The organism is Arachnia propionica, from assembly GCF_003932785.1.
Classification (GTDB): Bacteria; Actinomycetota; Actinomycetes; order Propionibacteriales; family Propionibacteriaceae; genus Arachnia; species Arachnia propionica_B.
Window position 1 is genome coordinate 1 of sequence record NZ_RQYT01000028.1, and the last position, 18,058, is coordinate 18,058.

17 protein-coding genes are annotated in these 18,058 nt (G+C 69.1%); 10 read left to right on the top strand and 7 right to left on the bottom strand.

What is annotated here, in order from left to right; all coding sequences use genetic code 11:
• Positions 1–112 precede the first annotated feature (112 nt).
• Together EII35_RS10800 and EII35_RS10805 are read right to left on the bottom strand one after the other, a co-directional pair.
• A complete protein-coding gene (locus EII35_RS10800; protein WP_125228481.1) occupies positions 113–391 on the bottom strand; it encodes a hypothetical protein in 279 nt (92 codons plus the stop codon).
• 25 nt (positions 392–416) lie between these two features.
• Positions 417–1,688 carry an ATP-binding protein gene (locus tag EII35_RS10805; RefSeq protein ID WP_125228482.1) on the bottom strand — a complete coding sequence of 424 codons (1,272 nt, stop codon included), beginning with the start codon at positions 1,686–1,688 and terminating at the stop codon, positions 417–419.
• Positions 1,689–1,808: 120 nt separating this feature from the next.
• Here EII35_RS10805 and EII35_RS10810 point away from each other — a divergent pair, with 120 nt between their 5' ends.
• From EII35_RS10810 to EII35_RS10820, 3 genes are read left to right on the top strand one after another with little or no spacing between them, the layout of a single operon-like run.
• A complete protein-coding gene (locus EII35_RS10810) occupies positions 1,809–2,423 on the top strand; it encodes a TetR/AcrR family transcriptional regulator (RefSeq protein WP_125228483.1) in 615 nt (204 codons plus the stop codon).
• 1 nt (position 2,424) lies between these two features.
• Positions 2,425–3,306, top strand: coding sequence for an ABC transporter ATP-binding protein (locus EII35_RS10815; protein ID WP_125228484.1), 882 nt, complete (start codon positions 2,425–2,427; stop codon positions 3,304–3,306).
• Positions 3,303–4,934 carry an ABC transporter permease subunit gene (locus EII35_RS10820; RefSeq protein ID WP_125228485.1) on the top strand — a complete coding sequence of 544 codons (1,632 nt, stop codon included), beginning with the start codon at positions 3,303–3,305 and terminating at the stop codon, positions 4,932–4,934. Before EII35_RS10815 ends, EII35_RS10820 begins: the two co-directional genes overlap by 4 nt.
• Before the next feature lie 79 nt (positions 4,935–5,013).
• Here EII35_RS10820 and mgrA read toward each other — a convergent pair whose 3' ends face one another.
• Positions 5,014–6,036 carry an L-glyceraldehyde 3-phosphate reductase gene (mgrA, locus tag EII35_RS10825; protein ID WP_125228486.1) on the bottom strand — a complete coding sequence of 341 codons (1,023 nt, stop codon included), beginning with the start codon at positions 6,034–6,036 and terminating at the stop codon, positions 5,014–5,016.
• 48 nt (positions 6,037–6,084) lie between these two features.
• On the opposite strand from mgrA, the gene EII35_RS10830 reads away from it, so the two are divergent.
• Together EII35_RS10830 and EII35_RS10835 are read left to right on the top strand one after the other, a co-directional pair.
• Positions 6,085–7,614 (top strand): hypothetical protein, encoded by a 1,530-nt coding sequence (locus EII35_RS10830; protein ID WP_125228487.1) that lies wholly within the window; start codon positions 6,085–6,087, stop codon positions 7,612–7,614.
• Positions 7,615–7,646: 32 nt separating this feature from the next.
• The gene (locus tag EII35_RS10835) at positions 7,647–8,768 is read left to right on the top strand and encodes a 6-phosphofructokinase (RefSeq protein ID WP_125228488.1); all 1,122 of its coding nucleotides are present in this window, start codon (positions 7,647–7,649) and stop codon (positions 8,766–8,768) included.
• Positions 8,769–8,906: 138 nt separating this feature from the next.
• Here EII35_RS10835 and EII35_RS10840 read toward each other — a convergent pair whose 3' ends face one another.
• On the bottom strand, positions 8,907–9,899 hold the full coding sequence (locus tag EII35_RS10840; protein ID WP_312019303.1) for a helix-turn-helix transcriptional regulator: 993 nt from the start codon (positions 9,897–9,899) through the stop codon (positions 8,907–8,909).
• Positions 9,900–9,961: 62 nt separating this feature from the next.
• Between EII35_RS10840 and EII35_RS10845 the strand changes: the two genes are divergently transcribed.
• The 3 genes from EII35_RS10845 to EII35_RS10855 are packed head-to-tail and all read left to right on the top strand — an operon-like array spanning position 9,962 to position 12,606.
• The gene (locus EII35_RS10845; RefSeq protein WP_125228490.1) at positions 9,962–10,972 is read left to right on the top strand and encodes an ATP-binding cassette domain-containing protein; all 1,011 of its coding nucleotides are present in this window, start codon (positions 9,962–9,964) and stop codon (positions 10,970–10,972) included.
• Entirely contained in the window at positions 10,969–11,754 is a 786-nt protein-coding gene (locus EII35_RS10850) for an ABC transporter permease (RefSeq protein ID WP_125228491.1), read from the top strand. Before EII35_RS10845 ends, EII35_RS10850 begins: the two co-directional genes overlap by 4 nt.
• Before the next feature lie 24 nt (positions 11,755–11,778).
• Positions 11,779–12,606 carry an SDR family oxidoreductase gene (locus tag EII35_RS10855; protein ID WP_125228492.1) on the top strand — a complete coding sequence of 276 codons (828 nt, stop codon included), beginning with the start codon at positions 11,779–11,781 and terminating at the stop codon, positions 12,604–12,606.
• Positions 12,607–12,675: 69 nt separating this feature from the next.
• Here EII35_RS10855 and EII35_RS10860 read toward each other — a convergent pair whose 3' ends face one another.
• On the bottom strand, positions 12,676–13,278 hold the full coding sequence (locus EII35_RS10860; protein WP_125228493.1) for a mycothiol-dependent nitroreductase Rv2466c family protein: 603 nt from the start codon (positions 13,276–13,278) through the stop codon (positions 12,676–12,678).
• A gap of 31 nt (positions 13,279–13,309) precedes the next feature.
• On the bottom strand, positions 13,310–13,822 hold the full coding sequence (locus EII35_RS10865) for a roadblock/LC7 domain-containing protein (RefSeq protein ID WP_260465105.1): 513 nt from the start codon (positions 13,820–13,822) through the stop codon (positions 13,310–13,312).
• A gap of 152 nt (positions 13,823–13,974) precedes the next feature.
• Here EII35_RS10865 and EII35_RS10870 point away from each other — a divergent pair, with 152 nt between their 5' ends.
• Positions 13,975–14,736, top strand: coding sequence for an OmpA family protein (locus EII35_RS10870; protein WP_125228494.1), 762 nt, complete (start codon positions 13,975–13,977; stop codon positions 14,734–14,736).
• A gap of 7 nt (positions 14,737–14,743) precedes the next feature.
• The gene (locus tag EII35_RS10875) at positions 14,744–17,290 is read left to right on the top strand and encodes a coiled-coil domain-containing protein (protein ID WP_125228495.1); all 2,547 of its coding nucleotides are present in this window, start codon (positions 14,744–14,746) and stop codon (positions 17,288–17,290) included.
• Here the strand turns inward: EII35_RS10875 and EII35_RS10880 are convergent.
• Positions 17,280–18,053 (bottom strand): fructosamine kinase family protein, encoded by a 774-nt coding sequence (locus EII35_RS10880; protein ID WP_125228496.1) that lies wholly within the window; start codon positions 18,051–18,053, stop codon positions 17,280–17,282. The genes EII35_RS10875 and EII35_RS10880 overlap by 11 nt on opposite strands.
• Positions 18,054–18,058 lie beyond the last annotated feature (5 nt).

Here is an 18,058-nt window from a genome sequence, read left to right on the forward strand (position 1 = left end):
AACATCCTCCTCAATACCGTGCATCGGATCAGTCACGCCACACACCTCATTGCTACATGGACGACAAAAGACAGCTGCCCAATGTTAACACAGGGAGGAAAGACAGGGTCGCTCAGCGGCGGTACCTTCTCCTCAGCCGCTTGCGCTGGATCCTCAGGGCCACCCGGTAGGAGAGGTACTCCGCGACGACGTAGCCAACGCCCATCAGGACCGCGCCCAGGTACCGCGATCCGGGGAACATCAGCGCGATGAAGACGAACGTCCCGACCCCGCGAACCACGTAGTTCGTCGCACTGGGCCGGTAGATGTGGAGGTGATCCTCGAGCGTCCCGTACCAGATCCGCCACCGCCAGGCAGCCCGCCTGCGGTCCACAGTGCCCCTACTCCCCATGCCCGCAGTATGCACCCTGACACCCTCACGGACCGAGGAGCCCGAGAGGCACGACAGCAACACCATCCTGACGACGATAGGCATAGGGTCCGGTGTTGATGACGACCCGGTCGACGACTCGGTCCCCCAGTTGCCCCTTGAGCCAGTTGAGGTGCCTGACATCGGCATCGGCGACGGCACCCGCCAGTTTGACCTCGATGGCGAGCACCCGCAGATCATCGGATTCCACGATCAGATCGATCTCATGATCGGTGTTCTTCGTGCGCGCATGGCTCACGGTGGCCCGGATCGGCTGGGCGTGGACCCGGACGGACTGCGTCACCAAGGACTCAAAGAGAGCCCCCACCCAGGTTCCGGTGTCCGGTTGGATCCGCGGGCCCTCCCCCCGCAGGAGCCCCCCCGCACCAACACCCACCAGGCGAGCGGCCAGGGCCGGGTCGACCAGATGGTGCTTCGACGCCAACGTCAGCCGCTTCAGCGGAGAGAACGACGGGATCCAGGCAGGCAGCGGGTCAAGCACGAAGATGTTCTCCAGGTGTTCCCGGTAGATCTTCACGGTCTGGCGTGCAGGCTTGTCGGACTCACCCGGCGTCGCCGCATTCAGGATCGCGGTATGACTGGCGTCGGTGGCTGTCGCGGCGGCGTGGGCACGGAGCCAGGCCAGCAGGGTGTGACGACGACGCACCCTCACCCCCGCCTCGGGGAGGTCGCGATCCACCATGCGGGCGAGATAGCTGTCCAACTGCATCGAACGGGCAGGCTCCGGAAGGTCTCGAATCCCCGGAAAGCCGGATCGAAGAATCTCCTCGACGTAATCGGGGAGAGTCAGTGAGCAGTGGCCGGAGATCTTGGCACCACCGCCCTCCAGAAGGGCTGCCATCGAGACCGTCGGTTCACTCACTCCGCGCTCCGCCAAGGACATCGGGCGCAGCAGGAAGGAGGCGATACGCCCGGCGCCGGAATGCATGCGCGCCTCAGGGGCCGGTGTGGCAGAGCCAGTGAGCAGGAAACGCCCACCGCTGGGATCAACATCAACGGCCCGGCGGACATGGTCCCAGATCTGCGGGACAAGCTGCCATTCATCAATGAGAAGGGGCGATGGCTCATCCTGGATCGAATCCGGGTGATCGCTGAGGGCTTGCCGACGCACCGGGTCGTCCAGTTGAACCTCGGAGCGGCTGTGCTGCCGCGCCGTCGCCGTCTTGCCCACCCCCTTCGCCCCTTCGATGGCGATGGCCGGCAGGTGCGGAAACAGTTCGTCGAGCAGGTCGTCCAGGACTCGGCGTCGATACCCCATGCGCCGAATCTACCAAACAGACGTAGTTACATCTACCAAACGGACGAGTCCTTACCTACCAAACGGACGGATCCTGACGACCCTCTTAAACACTCGTATAGCTTCCTATACACTCGTATCATGACTTCCGACCTCACCGCCCGCGCCCGCCTCCGCGACGCCACCATCGCGCTCGTCGCCGAGGGGGAGGTCCCGAGCGCCCGCAGCGTCGCCGCCCGCGCCGAGGTGTCCATCGGGCTCATCCGCCACCACTTCGGCACCATGGACGGCCTCCTGCTGGCCTGTGACGAACGCATCGCCGCCCTCGTCAAGGACGCCAAGCGACAACACATCCAAGGCCCCCTGCCCAACATCTTCGCCAGCCTCCAGGCCACCGGTCAGGACCAGGTGCTCGGCTACCTCGCGCACCGCCTCACCAAGCCGAGCGCCGCCATCGACGCCCTCGTCGACCAGCTCGTCGCCGACGCCGTCGGCTACTGGCAGGAGGCCATCGACGCGGGGCTCGCCCGCCCCGTCGACAACCTCCCGGTCGCCGTGAGGATGATCACGATCTACTCGCTCGGCTCGCTGGTCCTCCACCGCCAGATGCGGCGCCTCCTCGACATCGACGTCACCTCCCTCGACCTCATGAACCAGCCGGGCATCCGCGACTACGTCCGGGCCCAGTTCGACCTCTTCAGCGGCCTCCTCTCACCCGACCTCATCACCCACTACCGCGACCAGCTCAAGGAGTGACATGCCAGCCATCGAGACCCACCAGCTCACCAAGCGCTACGGCTCCTTCACCGCCCTCGACCGTCTCGACCTCCAGGTCGAGACAGGCCAGGTCTTCGGTTTCCTCGGCCCCAACGGCGCCGGGAAGTCCACCACCATCCGCATCCTCCTCGACGAGATCCGCGCGACCTCCGGATCCGCGACACTGCTCGGGCTCGACTCCCACCGCGACGCCGTCGCCGTCCATCGACGCCTCGGCTACCTCCCCAGCGACCTCGCCCTCCAGCCCAGCCTCACCGGCCACCAGACCCTCGCCTTCCTGGCCCGGCTGCGCGGCGGCTCTGACCGAGCGCTCGTCGCGCAGCTGCAGGAACGTCTCGACGCGGACCTCGACAAGCGCGTCGAGGAACTCAGCTCCGGCAACCGGCAGAAGGTCGGCCTCATCGCCTGCCTCATGCACCGCCCCGAACTCGTCATCATGGACGAACCCAACGCGGGCCTCGACCCGCTGGTCCAGCACGAGTTCCAGCAGCTGATCCGCGAGATCGCCGACGACGGCCGCACCGTCTTCCTGTCCTCCCACACCCTCTCCGAGGTCCAACGCGTCGCCGACCGCGTCGCCATCATCCGCCGCGGCCGCCTCATCGCGACGGAGAACGTCGCCGACCTCAGATCCCTGCGCCAGGTCGAACTCATCCTCGACCGCACCCCCGACCCCGCCGACCTGCAGGTCCCCGGCAGCCACGACGTGGTGGTCACGGACCGCCGCGCCACCCTCACCTTCGACGGCGACCTCGGTCCCCTGCTCGCCGCCGTCGGGGCCAAGCACCGGATCGTCGACGTCACCGCCAGCGACTCCGACCTCGAGGACGTCTTCCTCACCTTCTACCGGGAGCGGTCATGAGCACCCTCGCCATGGTGCAGCGCGGCCTGCGCCCCCGACTCATCGGAATGGTCGCCGTCGTGCTGAGCGTCTTCGCATTCACCCTGCTGGCGATGTGGATGTCCCAGTCGATGGACGCCAGCGTCTACGACAGCCTCCCCGACGCCATGCGCGCCCTGGCCGGGATCCCCGCCGGCGCCGACGTCGAGGTGATGGCCTACGCGCAGATGGTCGGGTTCATGGGGGCCCTGACCACCGCCGCCTTCGCCGTCGCCGTGGGCGCGCACGTCGTCGCCGGGGAGGAGCAGGACCGCACCCTACCCCTCATCCTCGCCCAGCCCGTCTCCCGGCTGCGGGTCGCGGGGGCGAGGATCGTCGTGCTGGTCGCGGTCGTCGCAATCATCGGGGCCGGCCTGTGGGGGCTGTCCCTGCTGGCGACACTGCCCTTCGACGTGGACCTCGGCCAGGCGCATCTCGGCGCCCTGACCCTCGCCCTCGGCGCGAACGCCCTGTTCTGCGGGTCGGTCGCCTTCTGCCTCGGCGCCGCGACGGGACGGAAGGGCCTGGCCCTCGGCGTCGGCACGCTCGTGCTGCTGCTCGGCTGGCTCGCCGCCGGGCTGCTGCCGCTGACCGCCGCGACGGAGGGGCTGGTCGACCTCGTCCCGTGGGCCTGGTACTCCCGCCCGGAGGTCCTCGTCAACGGACTCGACGGCGCGGCCCTGGCCAAGCTCCTCGGCGGCAGCGTCCTGCTGCTGATCCTCGGGGTCGTCGGGTTTCGCCTGCGTGACGTCGGCACCCCCGTCCCGCTGATCCCGAGCCTTCCCCGCCGCCGCAGGACAACGCGACGGCTCGCAGCACCCCGTCGCGGCCTCACCCTGACCGGCCTGGCGCTCCGCCGTCACCGCACGCTGTTCCTCGTCGTGGCGGTGGTCGCCGCCGGGATCATGGGGCTGCTCATGGGACCCATGTACGAGCAGATGACGGCACAGCTCGAGTCCTTGTCGGAGACGATGCCGGCGGCGGTCTTCCAGGTCTGGGGCGCCGACGACATGACCACCCCGGCCGGGTTCTACTGGGCCGAGACCCTGGGGGTCATGGCGCCGGTCGCGGTCATCACGGTGGGGGTCGTGCCCGCCGTCGCCCTCGCCTCCGATGAGCGGAATCGTCGCCTCGCCATGATCCTGACGGCCACGACCCGCACGCGCCTCCTCGCCGCGACCCTCGCGACGCAGGTCGTCCTCGTCGTCGCCATCGCCGCCCTGACGGGGCTGGGGATCTGGGGTGGGGCGCGGCTCGGCAACCTCGACCTGCCCGCCGCCCACATCGCCGGGGCCGCCGTCCACCTGGCGGCACTCGGACTGTTCGTCTCCGCGACGGCGTCGCTGGCGGCAGCCGCCTCGGGACGGCCCGCGGTGGCGACGTGGACGGCCGTCGGGGTCGGCGTCATCGGCTACGCCGTCAACGTCGCGGTCACGATGGCGCCGCGCTTCGAGGGTTGGGCCGTGGTCAGCCCGTTCCACTGGTACGGCTCCGCCCGCCCCCTGCACAACGGGGCCAACTGGGGCCATGTCGCCGTGATGCTGGTCGGGGCGGTGGCGCTGTGGGCCGTCGCCCACCCACTGTTCCAGCGACGTGACCTCAACCGGTGATTCCCTGCACATGCGCGACGCATGATCACTGAGAACGCTCCCACCCGGGAAGCGCCGCGCATGTGCAGGGATTCGTGGGTCACTCCCAGATGTCGCCGCCGGGGGCCGCGATGTGCTGGTCGATCTCGGCCAGCTCGTCGTCGGTGAAGTCGAGCTCCTTGAGCGTGCCGAGGTTGGTCTCCAGCTGCTCGAGCGACGAGACACCGATGAGGGTCGACGTCACCCGCGGATCCCGCAGCACCCAGGCCAGGGCCAGCTGCGACAGCGTCTGGCCACGCCGCTCGGCGATCGCCCCCAGGGCGCGGAGCCGCTCCAGCACGTCGCCGGTGATCTGCGCCGACTTCAGCGACCCCTCGCGGGCGGCGCGGGAGTCGGAGGGCACCCCGTCGAGGTAACGGTTCGTGAGCAGCCCCTGGGCCAGCGCCGAGAAGGAGATGATGCCCATGCCCTCGGTCTCGCAGGCGTCCTTGACACCCGGCTCGATCCAACGGTTGAACATCGAGTACAGCGGCTGGTGGATGAGCAGCGGCGTGCCGAGCTCCCGGGCGATCTGCGCGGCCTGCCGGGTCTGGGTGGCGTCGTAGGAGGAGATGCCGACGTACAGCGCCTTGCCGGAACGCACCGCCTGGTCGAGGGCCATCATCGTCTCGGCGATGGGGGTGTCCGGGTCGAACCGGTGGGAGTAGAAGATGTCGACGTAGTCCACCCCGATCCGCTTCAGCGACTGGTCGAGTGAGGCGAGCACGTACTTGCGGGAGCCGCCACCCTCCCCGTACGGCCCGGGCCACATGTCGTACCCCGCCTTCGAGGAGATGATGATCTCGTCGCGGAACGGCGCGAGGTCCTGGCGGAAGATCGTGCCGAAGTTGATCTCGGCCTGTCCGTAGGGTGGACCGTAGTTGTTGGCCAGGTCGAAGTGGGTGATGCCTGCGTCGAAGGCGCGACGGATGATCTCCCGCTGGACACCCAGCGGCTTGTCATCGCCGAAGTTCTGCCACATACCGAGCGACAGCACGGGAAGTTTGAGGCCGGAGCGGCCACAGAAACGGTAGGGCATGCGACCGTCGTAACGGTTCTGGTCAGGCACATAGGTGGGGTACATGCCCCCAATCCTGCCCCACGTGCACCCGAACCGCGAGAGGATAAGGGCATGCCGGATTGGGATGATGACACCAGATGGTGGTGGTCGAGCGAGTACGGGCGCGACAAGATGCTGCGCGAGGCCATCAGGGATCAGTACCAGGAAACCCTCATGCTGCGGTCCAGCATGGCGAGGCAGGCCGGTGACTTCCAGAAACAGCTGCGCAACGTCCAGGGCAGCGTCGAGAACCGGCTGGGCCGCCTGACCGACGCCTTCCTCAGCTACGTCCGGCTCGACGGTATCGAGAAGGACCTCTCCGCCTTCGTCGGCCACCCCAGCGCACGCAGCCAGGCGCGACGCAACATCCAGCGCCTCATCGACGGGCACACCCCCGAGGAGGTCGCCGACTGCCCGAACTACTGGCTCCCGCCCGCGGTGGCGGCGCTCGGCCCCGACGGCTCCGTCGACCCGACGCTGGCCGAGCGGGCCCGTCAGCGCAACCCGGAGGCGACGGGCATCTTCCTCACGATCGCCCAGGCGGCCCTGGGCCGCGGCGCCCCGGTGCTCGGGGAGCTGCCCGGTCTGCTGCAGGTGGACGAGAACGGGTGCTGGGAGCGGTGGCAGGCCCTCGTCTGGTCGGCCATCGCGACGGGCGGATTCGGACCCGCTGGCCTCGACGCGGTGCGCGGCGTCGTCGACGGTCTCCTGACCGGCCGCGACGACTGGGTGGAGTGGCTGAACCGTTCCCTCCAGGGCGATCCCCGTCCGAAGCACTCCACCGATCCCCTCGGCTGGGCCCTCGACCAGGTGGAGGATCCGCTCCCCGGTGAGGGCGAGACGCCGGCCGACGCGGGCCGGAAACTGCTGCTGGAGGCGTTGCTGCTGCGGATCGTCGGCAGCGGCCCCGAGGAGGACAGCCTCCTCGCGATGGCCGAGGGCACCCGGCACGACTTCATGGCGCTGCTGGAACCCGCCACCCTGACGCCGCGCGAGGACAAGGGCCAGCGGGTGGAGGCGGGGGACGTGTTGCGGGCGATGGCCCTCGACCCCCAGGCACCCGTCGAGGCGCGCCGCTGGCTGTGGCGTCGCATCCTGGTGCAGCTGGCGCCGATCGCCCAGGAGTACGCCACCGCCCCCGCACCCAGGGCGCCGGAGGTCCCCCTCCAGCGCCACCAGGACATCGTCGTCGGGGTGGAGGGCGCGATCAACCCGACGCGGGTGAAGGTGGCCCGCAGCCGCATCGAGGGCACCGCCCCGACCGGGATCTCGGCGAAGGGGCTGCAGCTGACCGGGGTCGGCGGCGCCGTCCTCCTGATCTCCATCGGCTGGTGGGCGGCCGGGCAGCCGGCGTGGGGGATGCTGTTCCTCGGGGCGGGGGTCCTCCTCGGCCTGCTGGGGTTCAACATGCACAAGTTCACCCTGGATGCGCGGGCACGCATCGCCGACGACCTGGCCACCCTCGACAGCTCCATCGCGTCCACGACGAAGAAACTCGCGACGGCGCACCAGCAGGCCGTGGAGACCCATCAGGCGCGACTCGCCCATGCCGCGCGCTACCAGGAGACGCAACGCCGCACGTCGCTCCCCGTCGACCAGTAGGGTTGGGAGCACGACCAAAGGGGGTTGTTCCCATGAGCAAACGCATCGGAGTCCTGACGGCCGGAGGCGACTCGCCGGGCCTGAACGCCGCGATCCGCGGCCTCGGGAAGGCGGCGATGGAGCGGCACGGCATGGACCTCATCGGGTTCCGCGGTGGCATCCGGGGGCTGGCGGAGGACACGTGGGTGCCACTGGACCACGACAGCCTGTCGGGGATCCTCACCGTCGGCGGCACGGTCCTCGGCACCAGCCGGGACAAGGTGCACCGCATGGTCATCGACGGACAGACCGTCGACGCGATCCCTCGCATCGCGGAGGTGGTGGAACGCAACAAGCTGGACTGCCTCGTCATGCTGGGTGGCGGCGGCACGGCGAAGAACGCGTTGCGCCTCGTCAACGCGGGATTGCCGGTGATCCATCTGCCGAAGACCATCGACCGGGACGTCGCCCACACGGACAACACCTTCGGTTTCTCGACGGCTCTGGAGATCGCGACGGAGGCCATCGACCGGCTCCACTCGACTGCCCACAGTCACCACCGCGTCATCCTCGCCGAGATCATGGGACACAAGGCGGGGTGGCTGGCCCTCGGCGCGGGCATCGCGGGTGGTGCGGACATCATCCTCATCCCCGAGATCCCGTACTCGCTGGACTCGGTGGTGGAGACCATCCGGGCCCGACAGGCCCGAGGCAAGCACTTCAGCGTCATCGCCGTCGCTGAGGGGGCGATGGACGTGGCCGCGTCGCAGGCGATCGCCGCGGCGGAGTCACTGAAACGCTCCGCGAACTCCCCGGAGGAGAAGGCCGCCGCGAAACAGCATCTGGCGCGGGTCCTCGACGAGCACCGGGAGCACATCTTCCGACTCGCCCGGCACCTGGAGGCCGCGACGGGGTTGGAGTCGCGGGTGACGATCCTCGGCTACGTGCAGCGCGGCGGCACCCCGTGCGCGGAGGATCGGCTGCTCGGCTCCCGCATCGGGACAGCGGCCGCCGACCTGATCGCCGAGGGCGAGACGGGAATCATGGTGGGCAGCGCGGGCGATGGCACCGTCGCGGTCCCGCTGGAGCAGGTGGCCGGGAACCTGGCGCTGGTCCCGCCCGACCACCCGTGGGTCCGGACGGCCCGCGACGTCGGCACGGGCCTCGGCGACTGACCGGAGCGCCCTGAGCGCTGCGGCACGGGAGATGGCCATCGATGCAGGTTCAGGGTCGTCACGCGAGTTCAGGCCACACGCCGGTCCGTGTCCTACGTTCCACGTCCGTGATCAGCCGTTCCAACGGCTGCCGCGTCGTCATCGGGTTTGCCCTTCGGTCGCGGCGGTGAACCGAGCACCCCAGCCACGTAGGTGCTCGATGGCCTCAGGCGGCCCGTGAACGGTGAACGGGGCTCCGATCGCAGCGAGACAGAAGGCGGCCCAGTCAAGAGATTCTGCGGAGATGCGCACCTCGCAACGGTCGTCGTCGACGGAGTGGACACCGCCGTACCTCGCCAACTCCTGCTTGACCCGCTCCTCGGGGGCCCACACGGTCGCCCGCACCGAGTACTTCGCAGGCATTGCCCTGATCTGGCTGTGCACGAACTCAACCGGATCGACTTCGGGCAGTTGGCGGGGCACGAACGTCCTGCCCGTGCGGACAGGGTTTTCGATCCGGTCGATACGGAAGGTGCGCCAGTCCGCGCGGTCGAGGTCCCACGCGATCAGATAGAGTCGCTGGTCGACACTGACGCTGCGGTGCGGTTGGACCAGACGCTGCGAAACCTGGCCGCTCCTCGAGTGGTAATGGAAACGCAGCACTTCGTGATCCCGGCTGGCCAGGGCCACGGTGGTCAACGCCGTGACGTCCCTGATGCTCGACGACGAACGGTTCATCGGCACCGTCACCACGCCCCGCAGGCTGTCGATGCGGTGCCGGATGCGCGTCGGAAGCACTTGGACGATCTTTGCCATCGCGCTCACTGCCGCCTCCCCCGGCGTAGCGTTGGCGGAGGCGATCTCCTTGAGTCCCAGCACCACCGCGGTGGCCTCGTCCTCGCTCAGCACCAGCGGCGGCAGTGACGCGCCCGGAACGAGCTGATAGCCTCCGCCGGTTCCCCTGGTCGTGGTGATCGGGTAGCCGAGCTCCTGCAAATCGTTCACGTCACGCCGGAGCGTACGTTGGCTCACCCCGAGCCGGCGCGCGAGTTCGTCGCCCGGCCAGTGGCGTCGGTTCTGCAGCAACCCCAGAAGCTCAAGAGCCCGTGTTCTCGTCGACATCGGTTCAAGTCTATTCCCATTTGTGGCCATATAGCGGCCACAAGTCCTGTGAGGATGGATGTGTCATCAACGAAAGGGAGTGCAGCCAGCTCATGATCACGACAGACAACCTCTCGCGGAGCTTCCGCACCCCACACGGCGACGAGGTCCTCGCCGTCCACGGCATCGACCTGACCATCGATCACGGAGAGACCGTCGCGGTGCTCGGCCCCAACGGCGCAGGCAAGAGCACACTCATGCGGATGCTCGCCACCCTCCTGCCACCCACCAGCGGCACCGCCAAGGTCGCGGGCTTCGACGTGACCACCCAGAGTTCCCAGGTACGCGAACGCATCGGCTACGTCGGGCAGGGCAACGGCGCTGGCCACACCCAACGCGCCATCGACGAGGTCATCACCCAGGGCCGCATCTACGGACTCCGCCGGGCCGCTGCCCGCGCACGCGCCGCTGAGCTGCTGTCGATCCTCGGACTGGAGCAGCTGGCCATGCGCAAGACGCAAGCGATGAGCGGGGGCCAGCGTCGTCGCCTCGACCTGGCCATCGGGCTGGTCAACCTTCCGCCCCTACTTTTCCTGGACGAACCCACAACAGGTCTCGACCCGCAGAATCGCAGCAACCTGTGGGACCACGTCATCCAAACCCGGCAGCAGGCCGACATGACGGTCGTGTTCACCACCCACTACCTGGAGGAGGCCGATCACGCGGCAGATCGCATTGTGATCGTCGACCACGGACGCATCATCGCCGAGGGTACGCCGCCGCAGCTCAAAAAGCGACACGTCGGCGACCGGATGACCCTGGACACCCCGGACCCCTCGCAGGCCGAACGGCTACGGGAACTCCTCGCGCACATCGACGGCGTCCGCGACGCCACCGCACACAGGCACACGGTCATCGCCCAGGTCGGTGACGGCAGGGCGGCTCTCCCGGTCGCCATCGCGGTCGCGCAGCGCCACGGTATCGAGGTGACCGCCGCGGACACCCGGCTTCCCACCCTGGACGACGTGTTCCTCGGACTCACCGGGCGGAGCCTGCGTGATGCAGGCGAGATCGTCGAAGAGCCCGCCGAAACAGGCGACGAACGACAGGAGACCACACCATGACCACCACCACTTCCACCGCACCGCGTCGTAATGCCCTCGGCGACATCCTCATCGTCATGGGCCGCGAACTGCGCCCGGTGGCCAGCGACCCGTTCTCCCTGGTGGCCGGGCTGATCCAGCCGCTGTTCTTCCTGCTGCTTTTCGGGCCGCTGATCGCCACAACGACAGCGCCGACGCAGGGATCCCCGTGGGCGTGGTTCGTGCCGGGAATCCTGGTCATGACCTCGCTCTTCGGCACCGCGGGTACCGGATCGAACCTCCAGTATGACCTGCAAGGCGGCTCCCAGGAACGCCTCCTCGTCACACCGCTGACGCGATCGTCATTGTTCATCGGGCGTGCACTGAAGGAGTTCGTACCGCTCGTCGCCCAGGCTGTCGTGGTCATCCTGGTCGTGATCCCGTTCGGGTTCCGCCCCGACCCGGGCGGCGGTCTCCTCGGCCTGCTGCTCCTGGGAGTCCTCGGTATCGGCATCGGTTCGCTCAGCTACGCACTGGCCATCGCAGTGCGAGAGCAGGACTGGATGTTCTGGACTGTCCACCAGACGGTGTTGTTCCCGCTCATGATCCTCTCCGGGATGCTGCTGCCCCTGGAGAACGGACCCACCTGGATGCACGTCCTCGCGCAGTTCAACCCCCTCACCCACGTCGTCAATGCCGAACGAGACCTGTTCGCAGGCCAGATCGCGACCGCAGATGTTGCCTACGGTTTCCTCGCCGCGATCATCACCGCCATCCTCGGCTTCACCCTCGGGCTGCGAGCCCTCCGCGCCAGCACCACCTGATCCACCCAAGAAAGGACCCTCACCATGCGTGTTCTCATCACCGGAGCCACCGGACACGTCGGACGCCACCTGGTCATCCAGCTTCACGAAGCCGGTCACCACGTCCGGGCGCTCAGTCGCAACCCTGCCACGGCCAACCTTCCCACCGGCGTCGAGGTGGTGGCAGGCGATCTCAATGATGCCGCCACCCTCGCACCGGCGTTCGACGGCGTCGACGGGATCCACCTGATCACCTTCGGCGGCGATGACGGCGAAGAACTGGGCAACGGCCCGGAGATCGTCGCGCTCGCCGAACGGCACGGCATCACCCGGGCCACGGTGCTCAGCAGTTGGTCGCCCACTGGAATCGAGGCCGCCCTACAGGCCAGCTCAATCGCCTGGACCTTCGTGCAACCGGCGGAGTTCATGTGCAACGCCTTGGAGCTGACCGGGGAAATTCGCGCCACGCGCTCCGTTTCCATGCTCGCCACCTACCCCAGCGCGGTGGTGCACGAGGCCGACATCGCCGCCGTCGCCGCCACCGCGCTCACCCAGAACGGCCACGCTGGCCGCTCCTACCCTCTCACCGGGCCCGAGGCACTCACCCCGGCCGAACGCGTCCGCATCCTCGCCGAGGCGACGGGCGAGGACATCGCCTTCGTGCAGCTGAGGAGCAAGGAGGCCGAGCGCGAACGAATGCGGGGCTACGGCTACGACGAGGAGTACGTGGAGTTCGGCATCCAGCTGGCCACCAACCCGCCCGCCGCCGCCAACGTGGTTCTGCCCACCGTCGAGGAGGTCACCGGACGGCCTGCCCGGACCTTCGCCCAGTGGGCGCAGGAGCATGCGGCGAAGTTCCGCACTGCAGGCTGATCCGCCGGAGAGGCAGCCACCTCGGCGACTGATCCGGAGCGCACTCCGCACCGCGGCACGGCCGCCCTGTCAGTCGAAGATCGGGTCGCGGTCGCGGGAGCGCTTCAGCTCGAAGAAACCGTCGTAGGCCGTCACCTTGACGAAGCCGTCGAACAACTCGCCCGCCGCCTCGCCCTTCGGGGCCGGCGAGATGACCGGGCCGAACAGCGCCATCCCGTTGACCCGGATGACAGGCGTGCCGACATCCGTGCCGACGAGGTCCTCCACCACCTTCTGGTAGCGGCGGGTGATGCCGTCGAAGGCGTCGGTGGTGGCCTCCTCGGCGATGCCGACGTCGAGGCCGCAGTCCGCGAGGGCCGCCCGGACGGTCTCCACCGCGACGGGTTCCCCGCCCGGATGGATGCGGGTGCCGATGGCGGTGTAGAAGGCGCGCAGGGCGTCGGCGCCATGACGCTCCTGCACGGCGGCGGTGGCGTAGGAGGCGACGCGGGTTGAGTCGATGTGCGCGCGGTACCCCTCCGGTAGGTCCCGGCCCTCGTTGAGGATGTAGAGGCTCATCGGGTGGAAGGTGGTGTGGACGTCGCGCACCTGCTCCACCTCCAGCATCCAGCGGGAGGCCATCCAGGCCCAGGGGCAGGTCGGGTCGAACCAGAAGTCAACGTGCGTGGTCATGGCCCCATCCCAGCGCCTGGGCGGGAAGAACTCAAGATCGGGTCAGCAACTGGTGGATCTCGACGAACGCGAGACGGGCCTCGATGCGCATCAGACCCAGATTCGAGTCGAGCGGCCCCTGCATGACGAGAATGGTCTCCTCGCCCGTTTCGTAGACGACGAGATATCCGCGGTTTCCCCTCAGGACGACCTCCGCCAGATCACCGATCCCGGAACGCTCCGAGATGCGTCGACCCAGACTGATCGACGACGCGGCCATCGCGGCGATGCGTTCGGCGTCGGCCTCCGGGAAGTCGTGGCAGATCGGCAGCCCGTCCTGCGAGGCGATCATGACCCCGCCGAGCTCCGGCACGGCGGTGTGGATGTTGTCGAGCACATGGGTGAGCTCGTTCGCCTTGCTGGTGCTGTGCATGGCACGTCGCGACGAGGACGCCGCGGCCGGTCGCCGGTCCCCGTGCTTGCCGAAGATGTTGGGAACCGTCAGGTCCGACAGGTCGTCCTCATCGAAGCCGTCAACACCCTGACGCATCACCGTCCTGGACATGCTCTCCTCGTTCCTCGTCTCGGCTGATGCAGATGGTAGAACCGGGCCCCGAGAAATGCCAGACGGAATCTTGCACCATCTTTCGTGTCAAAAACTCGCAGCACGTTCACTTTCAGTTATATCGTCTTGTGGGACAACCATGGGAGGGTGACATGAAAGGACGCGGCGTGGTTGCCGCCGTGGGCCTCGCGACGCTTGTTGCGGGCGGGGCGGCGTTGGGCGCCTGGCTCGTGGAGCGCACGCTGACCGCGGAGGCGACGGAGACCCTGTCGGCCCTTGGGGTCGAGGCGGACGTCGTCTTCTCCGGCAGGGCAGCGACGGTGACGGTGTCCCAGGGGGACCCGAAGAAGGTGGAGGAACTGGTGCAGGGTGTGCCCGGGGTGTCCGAGGTGACGGTCATCCCCAACCCCTCGTCGACCCAGCCGACCGCCACGGCCTCCCCATCGGCCACCCCGAGCGCGACCACGCCCGCCGCGACGCCGAGCAGCCAGCCACCGTCGGCGACCCCCTCCCCCAACCCCACCCCGGAGCCGACGCCGACCCCTGAGGCGTCGCCCACCCCTGACAACACCCCCATGCCCTCGCCGGTGATCCAGTTCGAGGGCGGTTCCACCAGGATGGTCGACGGCGAGGGTTCGAAGATCGCGGAGCTCGCCGCCTGGCTGCAGGCCCACCCGGGCAGGGTGATCCAGGTCGTCGGCCACACCGACAGCGGCCGGACGCCCGAGTTCCGGAAGGCCCTGTCCGAGCAGCGCGCCTCGCAGGTCGTCGAGGCCCTCGTCGCCCACGGCGCGGACCGGAACCAGCTGGTGGTGGTCGGCATGGCCGACAATGACCCGGCGGCATCCAACGACACCCGCGAGGGTCGCGCCGCCAACCGTCGTGTGACGTTCGTCGAGCAAGGTGAAAGGTGACCACTCAATGAACAACTATCTTCTTCTTGCCCTCGAACTGCTGCTCATCCTGCTGGTGTGCGCGGTGGTCGCGTTCCTCATCGGCTGGTTCCTCTCGAAGCGTCGGTGGCTCGCCGAGGCCGAGTCGGAGCGGGCCGAGGCGCGGCCTGCGCAGCGGGCGGAGTCGGTGAGTCCCTTCGCCGAGACCCCCGCCCTGAAGGACGACGAGCGGATCACCGCGTTGGAGAAGCGCGCGACGGAGGCCGAGGAGCGGGCGTCCCAGCAGCTCACCGACGCGGAGAACCGGGTGCGGGCCGCCGAGGAGCGGGCCGTCGACGAGGAGGCCCGGCGCGCCGGCGTCGAGGCGAAGCTGGCGGACGCGGAGGATCGGCGGGCCGAGGCCGAGGCGCGGCTGGCGGCGGCCGAGGACCAGCGCGTGGATCTGGAGTCGAGGCTGAGCGACGCCGAGGCGCGACTCGCCGAGGCCGAACGCAACGCCCCCGTCGCGGCGGAGGGGCAGGCCGCGGAGTCCCAGGCCCTGGCTGCGACGGCAGCCGGGCACGACGCACGGATCGCCGAGTTGGAGGCGCTGGCGGAGCGTCAGGAGCGTGAGATGGCGCGGCTCGAGAAGCGGGCCACGGCGGCCTGGGACAAGACGATGCCCCAGCTGCTGGAGCGGATCACCGTCCTGGAGACCGACCTCGACCAGGCGCAGCACGACAACGCCGAGCTGAAGTCGCTGCTCGACCTGGAGCGCGGCGTGAAGCAGTCCTCGGTCGTGACCGGTTCGGGTCCGAGCGAGGACGCGATCGGCGACAGCCACTACGACGCGATCGGCGGCGACGAGCCACAGGCGATCGGACAGGACGACGACGCCGTCATCGGCGACGACAGCACCGGCACCATCACCGACGAGGCCGCGGGTGCGATCGGCGCTCACGAGGACGCCTCCATCGGCTCCGACGACGGCATGGCGATCGTCGCTGAGGGGGTCCACAGCTTCGCCCCGGAGAGCCCGGAGATCCCGGAGACCGAGGATGCGGCTGAGCAGGCGGAGCCAAAGGTCGAGATGACCGAGGTGGCGGAGCCGGAGGCCGAGCGGACGGACATCGTCGAGCCCCTGCTGGACGAGGCCGTCGCCGAGGAGGTCTCCGTTCCCGAGGAGTCCGAGACCGTGTTCGAGCAGGTCGAGGAGGCCCCCGCCGAGGAGGTCGTGATCGACGAGGTCACGGCTGAGGAGCCCATGACCGGGGACGACACCGACGCCGAGCAGGCCGAAACCGGGACCGATGCGGAGGAGCCCGTCGCGGAGGAGACCCCCGCTGAGGAGACCCCCGCTGAGGAGCCCGTCGCGGAGGAGACCGACGAGCACGCCCCCGAGGAGTCCGCCGTCGAGCACGACGGGATCGGGGACGAGGCCGTCATCGACGATGCGGAGATCCTCGCCGAGGAGCCCGTCTCCGAGGACTCCCACGAGGAGGCCCCCGCCGAGGAGGTCGTCGCGGAGGAGGTCGCCGTCGAGGATGCCGTGATGGAGGAGCAGGTCGAGGACCACGACCTCGCCTCGGAGACCACCGAGGCCGTCGCCGACGAGCCCGACGCCGACCAGCACGCCCCCGAGGAGAACGTCACGGAGGAGCCCGCGGCAGAGGAGGTCGTCGCGGAGGACGCAGTCGTGGCGGAGGAGGAGTTCCAGGGCTTCGCCCCGGCCGTGGCCGACGAGCTGGACAGCGACGAGGCACCGGCCACGGAGCACGACCACGCCGACATCCCGGCCGAGGAGCCCGACGTGCCGGAGGTCGCCGAGGAGGAGCAGGTCGAGGAGTCCCACGACATCGCCCCGTCGAGTGCCGACTTCATCGTCGACGAGCCCGCCGAGTCGGACTTCAGCCAGCCGGAGCAGGTCGAGGAGGCGGCGACGGAGCCCGAGGTGGCTCCCGTCGTGTTGGAGCCGATCGTGATCGAGCCGGTGACGGTCGCCCCCGTCGAGTCGGACCCGGCCCCCGTCGTCGAGGAGCTCAAGCCGCTGACCGAGGCGGAACTCTTCGAGGGCAATGACGATGAGACGCTGCACCTGCACGACGACGAGGAGGACACCACCCCCGCCTTCGACGGGCTGCGGGACGAGACGGTGGTCCTGGAGGACTCGTTCAACTCCTCCGACTACCCCGAGGCGGATTTCGACGAGGGGCCCGCCACGACGGTGCTGCCCGCGAAGGTCTTCGGGCTGGATGACGAGACCCTCAGTGTGCCCGAGGGGGAGGACGTGGTCGGCTACGCCCCGACGCGCGCCATCGTCGGCCTGCACGACGACACGGCCCGCGACGTCACCGCGGAGGACGAGAACTTCGGCCCGAAGCCGTCCCGCGCCTGCACCAAGCAGCAGCCGGAGGAGTTCACCCCGGATGACATGGAGGACACCCGCGAGATGCGGCTCAGCCTCAACGAGCGCAAGGAGCACCTCGCGATGACGATGCGCCGCGCCGAGGAGGACCACTTCTGGGACTACGTGGTGAGCGACGACGAGTACGGTCAGCCGCACCACACACCGACGGAGCCCGAGCTCAACGAGTGATGAGGTGGGCCAGGCCGAGCGCTTGGTTGAGGTAGCTGCCACCGAACAGCGCACAGTGCACCAGGACCATGTGGAACTGGTGCACTGTGCGTCTGAGCTCCCAGCCGTCGGCGAGGGGGCTGAGTTCCTGGTACCCGGCGAGGATCGACGTGAGGTGGCTGGCCCCGAAGAGGGCCAGTTCGGCCAGGTCGGTCTCGGCGTGGCCGCCGTGGGCGGACGGGTCGATGAGGGTGCCGGTGGCGCCCACGGCGTCGGCCTCCCACACGATGTTGCCGCCCCACAGGTCGCCGTGGAGCCGGGCGACGCCGCGGACGAGCCTGGGTTGGGGTGAGTCGAAGCGTCCGGCGGCGACGACGTCGATCGCCTGGTTGAGCAGGTGCCGGGCGGCCGGGTCGAGGGAGGTGAGCCTCAGGTAGGGGCGCAGTCGGGCGTCGGCGAAGAACTCGCCCCAGCTGTTCCAGCGTGGGGTCGCGGCGACGGGGGCGGGCAGTTCGGCCAGTTTCGCGTCGGCCTCGCGGAGCCCGGGCGGGGGCGCTCCCCAGTGCGGGGCCCCGGCGGCGTGGGTGCGGGCCAGGGCCCGCCCGAAGGCGGCGGCATCGTCGCGGGTGGGTTCCCCGTGGGTCATCATCCGGGACTCCAGCCAGCCGGGTCCGCTGCGGAGGACCTCGGCGACGGGGGCACCGCCGCGAGCGGCTCGGAGCCAGTCGAGGCTCGCGACCTCGGTCCGGATCGCCTCGACGCTGCCAGTCTTGCGAAACCCCATGACCC